Raw genomic sequence first — 6,186 nt, 5'->3', positions numbered from 1 at the left:
GCGAGCAGGCTCACTCCCACATTGGATCTGCGTCGTACACAAAACCCCTGTGGGAGCCGAGCTTGCTCGCGATAGGGCCATCAGCCGCAGCGAAGATTACCGCTCGTGCAACGCCTCGGCGCTGGCGCATGGGAATCATCAACATGGCAATAATGGGTGTGTTGAGTTCGAGGCCGCCATCGCGAACAGGCTCACTCCCACATTGGACCTGCGTCGATCACAAATCCCCTGTGGGAGCCGAGCTTGCTCGCGATGAGGCCATCAGCCCCAGCGAAGATTACCGCTCGTGCAACGCCTCGGCGCGGGCGCATGGGAATGATCGACAGGGCCGCAATGGGTGTGTTGAATTCGAGGCCTCATCGCGAGCAAGCTCAGCTCCCACATTGGACCTGCGTCGATCACAAATCCCCCGTGGGAGCCGAGCTTGCTCGCGATGAGGCCATAAGACCCAGCAAAGATTGCCGCTCGTGCAACGCCTCGGCGCGGGCGCATGGGAATGATCATTGGGCCGCAATGGGTGTGTTGAATTCGAGGCCTCATCGCGAGCAAGCTCAGCTCCCACATTGGACCTGCGTCGATCACAAATCCCCCGTGGGAGCCGAGCTTGCTCGCGATGAGGCCATCAGCCCCAGCGAAGATTACCGCTCGTGCAACGCCTCAGCGCGTGCGCTTGGGAATGATCAACATGGCAACAATTGGTGTGTTGATTTTGAGGCCGCCATCGCGAGCAAGCTCACTCCCACATTGGATCTGCGTCGAACACAAATCCCCTGTGGGAGCCGAGCTTGCTCGCGATGAGGCCATCAGCCCCGGCGAAAATTACCGCTCGTGCAACGCCTCGGCGCGTGCGCATGGGAATGATCGACAGGGCCGCAATAGGTGTGTTGATTTTGAGGCCGCCATCGCGAGCAGGCTCACTCCCACATTGGACGTGCATCGAACACAAATCCCCTGTGGGAGCCGAGCTTGCTCGCGATGAGGCCATAAGCCCCGGCGAAAATCACCGCTCGTGCAACGCCTCGGCGCGGGAGCATGGGAATGATCGACAGGGCCGCAATGGGTGTGATTTTGAGGCCGCCATCGCGAGCAGGCTCACTCCCACATTGGATCTGCGTCGAGCACAAAACCCCTGTGGGAGCCGAGCTTGCTCGCGATAGGGCCATCAGCCCCAGCGAAAATTACCGCTCGTGCAACGCCTCGGCGCGGGCGCGGATGATCGGCTTGAGCAGGTAGCTGAGCACGGTTTTCTTACCGGTGATGATGTCCACCGAAGCGACCATTCCCGGAATGATCAGCAGCGGCTTCTCATCGGTGCCGAGGTGGCTGCGGTCGGTGCGCAGCTTGATGATGTAGTAAGTGGTTTTCTTGTCTTCATCGGTAATGGTGTCGGCGCCGATCTGCTCGAGCTTGGCTTTGAGCCCACCATAAATGGTGTAGTCGTACGCGGTGAATTTCACCGTCGCCTCTTGCCCCGGATGCAGGAACGCGATGTCCTGCGGGCGAACCTTGGCCTCGACCAGCAAGGTGTCGTCCAGCGGCACGATTTCCACCAAATCGCTGCCCGGCTGAATCACCCCGCCGATGGTGTTCACCAACAGCTTATTGACGATGCCGCGAACCGGCGATGTCACCAGGGTCCGGCTGACCCGGTCTTCCAGCGCTTTGCCGGTGGCCTGGGCCTTGTTCAGGTCAGTACGGGCCTCGTTGAGTTGGGTCAGCGCCTCGCTGCGGAATTTGCCGCGCGTTTCATCGATCTTGCGCTGCACTTCCTTGATCGCCGATTCGGCGCGCGGAATCGCCAACGTCGTCGCGTCGAGTTGCCCACGGGTTTCGACTTCGGCACGTTTGAGTCGCAACACTTCCACCGGCGACACCGCGCCCTGCGCTACCAGCGGCTCGGACATGTTGATTTCCTGACGTTGCAACGCCAGGCCATTGCGGTACTGCGATTGCTTCGAGGAGAACTCGCGCAGCTCTTGCTGACGCTGAATCAACTGCTCCTGCAAACCACCGATTTCATCGTGCAGTTGCTGGCGACGGCTGGTGTACAGCGACTCTTCGCTGGCCGCTTGGCCGGGAACCGCTTTGAGCACGTCGGCGGGGAAATTCAGCGGACGGTCATCAACCTCGGCGCTCAAGCGCTCGACGCGCAACAGCATCGACAGGCGATCAGCCTCGGTTTCGCCAACGTTGGACGCGAAGCGCGTGTCATCAAGACGAATCAGCGGCGCGCCGGCCTCGACGATCTGCCCTTCCTTGACGAACAGTTCGGAAATGATCCCACCCTCAAGGTTCTGGATTTTCTGGATCTTCGACGATGGAATCGCCTTGCCGTCGCCCTTGGTCACTTCGTCGATAACCGCGAAGTTGGCCCAGAGCATGAGGAACACGAAGAAACCGATGATCGCCCAGATCGTCAGGCGCACCACGCGTGGCGCATCTTCGATCAACGCCTTGTTCACTTCCGGCAATGGCTGGCCTTGCAGCGACGCCGAGCCTTTGAAGTAGCGGCGGACAGAGTCCTTGAAACCCGACTTAAGCAACACTGATCTGCCCCTTCTTCAACGCTTCCATCACAGCCGCTTTCGGGCCGTCCGCGAGGATCTGGCCACGGTCAATCACCAGCAAACGGTCGACCAGCGACAACAACGATGCCCGGTGCGTCACCAGCACCACGGTTTTGTTTTCAATCACCGCAGCGAGGCGTTGCTTGAGGCGTTCTTCGCCGGTGTTGTCCATGGCGCTGGTCGGTTCGTCGAGCAGCAGGATCGGCGGATTGAGCAGCAGCGCACGAGCCAGCGCGACGTTCTGGCGCTGACCACCGGAGAGGTTCTGCCCACGCTCGCCGACTTGCAGTTCATAACCTTGCGGGTGCAAACGGGCGAATTCGTGGACGCCGGCCAGTTCGGCGGCTTGCAGCACCAACTCGTCTTCTACATAACGCGCGCCCGAGACCAAATTGTCGCGCAGCGTACCGGCGAGCAACTGGATGTCCTGCGGCACGTAGCCAATGTTGTGGCGCAACTCGCTGACGTCGATCTGGCGGATATCAACCCCGTCCACCAGCAACGCGCCGTCGTCCGGCTGATAGAGCCCGACCAGCAATTTGGCCAGCGAGCTTTTGCCCGAGCCGCTGCGGCCGATGATGCCGATTTTTTCGCCGGGCTTGATGATCAGGTTGATGTTGTTCAGCGCGGCGTTTTGCTGATTCGGGTAGGTGAAGTTCAGCTGGCGGCATTCGATCGCGCCTTGCAAAACTTTGCGGCTCAACGGGCGCTCGTCAAAATTGCGCTCCTGCGGCAGCTCCATCATCTGGTCCACCGACACCATGGTCACCCGCGCTTGCTGGTAACGCGTCAATAAACCCGACAGCGACGCCAGCGGGCTCAGCGCACGGCCGCTGAGCATGTAGCAGGCGATCAAACCGCCCATGCTCAGGTTACCGTCAATAATTTGGTAGACGCCGAAGACGATCATGATCACCCCGGCCAGTTGCTGGATCAGCAGCGTGATGTTCATCGCCAGACCGGAGAGCATTTTCACCCGCAGTTCGAGGCGGCTGAGGGTGCCGATGGTCTGTTCCCACTGGTATTGGCGTTCGCTTTCGGCGTTGTTGACCTTCACCGCATCGAGCCCGGCGAGGGTTTCGATCAGGCTCGATTGACGCTCGGCGGCGAGGGCCATGGTGCGTTCCATGGTCGCTACCAGCGGCTTTTGCAGCGCGTAGCCGATCAGCAAGGCAATCGGGAACGCCAGCACCGGAATCCACACCAGATGCCCGCCGAGGATCGCGATGACGAGGAAAATCAGCAGGGTAAACGGCAAGTCGATCAGACTGGTCAGGGTCAGCGAGGCGAGGAAATCGCGCAGGCTCTGAAACTCGTGGATGTTCTGGGCGAAGCTGCCAACCCGCGCCGGACGATATTTCATGGCCATGCCAACGATGCGCTCGAACAGCGTCGCGGAGATGATCAGGTCGGTTTTCTTCCCGGCCAAATCCAGGCACAGACTGCGCAGGCTCTTGAGGATCAGGTCGAACAGATAAGCGCCGGTAATGCCGATCGCCAATACCCACAACGTCGATTCAGCCTGGTTCGGCACAACGCGGTCGTAGACGTTCATCACGAACAGCGGCGCGGCCATTGCGATGATGTTGATCAGGAAACTCGCCGCGATGGCGTCGGCGTAGAGCCAGCGCGAGCGCTTGAGGGTGTCGCGGAACCACGAGCGGGCGCGCGGAATCAGCGTGCCGTGGTTAACGTCAAATTTATGTTGTGGCTGGGCGAAGAACACTTTGCCGATGTAATCGTCGGCGAGCAGTTCGCGGCTGACGACGCTTTCGCCGCCATCGCTTTCGCTGAGCAGCACGCGGGCCTGGTCTTCACCTTGCCAGCCAAGCAACACCGCGCTGCGACCGTCCTTGAGCAGCAACAACGCCGGCATCGCAATCGCCGGAATTTCTTCCAGTTTGCGTTGCAGCACCCGGCCCTGCAGGCCGGCGCGAGCAGCGGCGCGCGGCAGCAACTCGACGCTCAGGCGCTGTTTGGGCAACGGCAGGCCTGTGGTCAGCATCGCCGCGCTGGCCGGTTTCTGATGCAGCGTGCACAGGGCCAACAAACCATCCAGTAACGGATCGTCGTGCAACGCGCGTGGATCATGAATGAGATGAACTCGGCTAACTTCTGATTCCACGCTGGGCACTCTTGGCTAACAAATGAACAATTAAGGTTCTGCTCAATTCATCCCGGGCAGTTGGACCTTTGGCTTCACGTCGTTCTGCACAACGGATGCCAACGGCGCGACCACTCCCTGGCTTTTGAGCAACTCGCCCATGGTCGCCTTGATTCGGTATTGAGTAAATAACTGAATGTTCTTGATGTCTTCAAGACGACGCGACGCGGTGAACAGTTCGTTTTCACTGTCGAGCAGGTCGAGCAAGGTCCGCTGACCGAGGCTGAATTGCTTCTGGTACGCGGTGCGCACGGCCATGCTGCGGTCGACATATTGCTGGGCGATCGGCACTTGGGCGTTGGCGTTGTTCAAGGCGTTGAACGCCAGGCCCAGCTCTTCATTCAATACGCGCAAAGCGTTATTGCGCACGTCGAGCGCCTGGCTGGCCAGGTACGATTTGGACTCCAGATCGTTCTTGTTACTGCCGCCGGCGAACAGGTTGAAACGCATGCGCAGCATGGCTTGCCACTCGCTGCTGTGGCCGTTCTGGCCGTCGATGTCGTTGTCGGCGGAACGCCCCAACTCGGCATCGAAGCGCGGGTAGAACGTCGACTTCGCCGCTTCATACTGACGTTCCGCCGCCGAGATATCGGATTCGGCAGAACGCAGCACCGGGCTGTTTTCGAGCATCTGCGTGCGCGCTTCATTAAGGTCGGCCGGCAACAGCGCCAAAAATTGGGCGGGGCGCTCAAGCTGATCCGGCATTGCGCCAACGGCGCTGAGGAAGTTGGTTTGCGCGTCGGCGAGGTTGGTCTGTTCGGTGATCAGGTTGTTGCGCGCCTGAGCCATGCGAGCTTCAGCCTGGTCCATGTCGGCGCCGCTGCCCACACCCCGCGAGGTGCGCAATTGAATCTGGTCAAAAATCCGTTCGTGGCTCTTGAGATTTTCTTCGGCCAGACGCACGAATTCGCGGCGGGTCAATACATCGAGATACACCTGAGCCACGGTCAGCGCGGTGCGTTCGGAAGTGCCCAGCAATGAATAAGCGCGGGCATTAACGGTGGCTTGTTGACGCCCGACTTCGCTCGACGTCGCAAAACCGTCAAAAACCATTTGCGAGAGACGCAAACTTGACTCGCTGCGGTTCAGGGTTTCCCAGTGATTGCTGCCGGTGTCGGCGCGGGTGGTGACGTTGTCCGTGCCTTCGCGACCATAACCGCCCAGCAGATCGACCCGTGGCAGGTATCCCCCTTTGGCAGCCTTTAATTGATAATCCGCGGCCATTCTGGCGTTCACGGCAGCCTGGATTTCCGGATGGATATCCAGCGCCTGTTGCATCGCTTCCGGCAAGGTTTGTGCTTGTACAAAACTGGCGGCAACGGCGAAGGGTAGAGCCTTGAACAGGAACGAACGCATCTTGGAAATATCCCAGAACTACTTGTCTTGAATCACAGCAAAGAGGGGCGCTGCGCAGGATGATGGCAACCGGAATGACCGTATGTCGGAAAGTACAAA

3 protein-coding genes are annotated in these 6,186 nt (G+C 59.8%); all 3 read right to left on the bottom strand.

Annotated features, from left to right (window positions below; translation table 11 throughout):
• Positions 1-1,178 precede the first annotated feature (1,178 nt).
• From FBY12_RS18150 to FBY12_RS18140, 3 genes are read right to left on the bottom strand one after another with little or no spacing between them, the layout of a single operon-like run.
• Complete coding sequence (locus FBY12_RS18150) at positions 1,179-2,546, bottom strand: HlyD family type I secretion periplasmic adaptor subunit (RefSeq protein WP_121733766.1); 1,368 nt, start codon at positions 2,544-2,546, stop codon at positions 1,179-1,181.
• On the bottom strand, positions 2,536-4,692 hold the full coding sequence (locus tag FBY12_RS18145; protein ID WP_092275332.1) for a type I secretion system permease/ATPase: 2,157 nt from the start codon (positions 4,690-4,692) through the stop codon (positions 2,536-2,538). The genes FBY12_RS18150 and FBY12_RS18145 overlap by 11 nt, the downstream gene beginning before the upstream one ends.
• A 42-nt stretch (positions 4,693-4,734) precedes the next feature.
• Positions 4,735-6,087 (bottom strand): TolC family outer membrane protein, encoded by a 1,353-nt coding sequence (locus tag FBY12_RS18140; RefSeq protein ID WP_121733765.1) that lies wholly within the window; start codon positions 6,085-6,087, stop codon positions 4,735-4,737.
• Between the last annotated feature and the right edge of the window lie 99 nt (positions 6,088-6,186).

Origin of the sequence: Pseudomonas sp. SJZ131, assembly GCF_007828705.1 — a bacterium.
Taxonomy (GTDB): domain Bacteria; phylum Pseudomonadota; class Gammaproteobacteria; order Pseudomonadales; family Pseudomonadaceae; genus Aquipseudomonas; species Aquipseudomonas prosekii.
The sequence above is the reverse complement of the archived record's forward strand: the minus strand, read 5'-3'. Positions and strand labels throughout refer to the sequence as shown.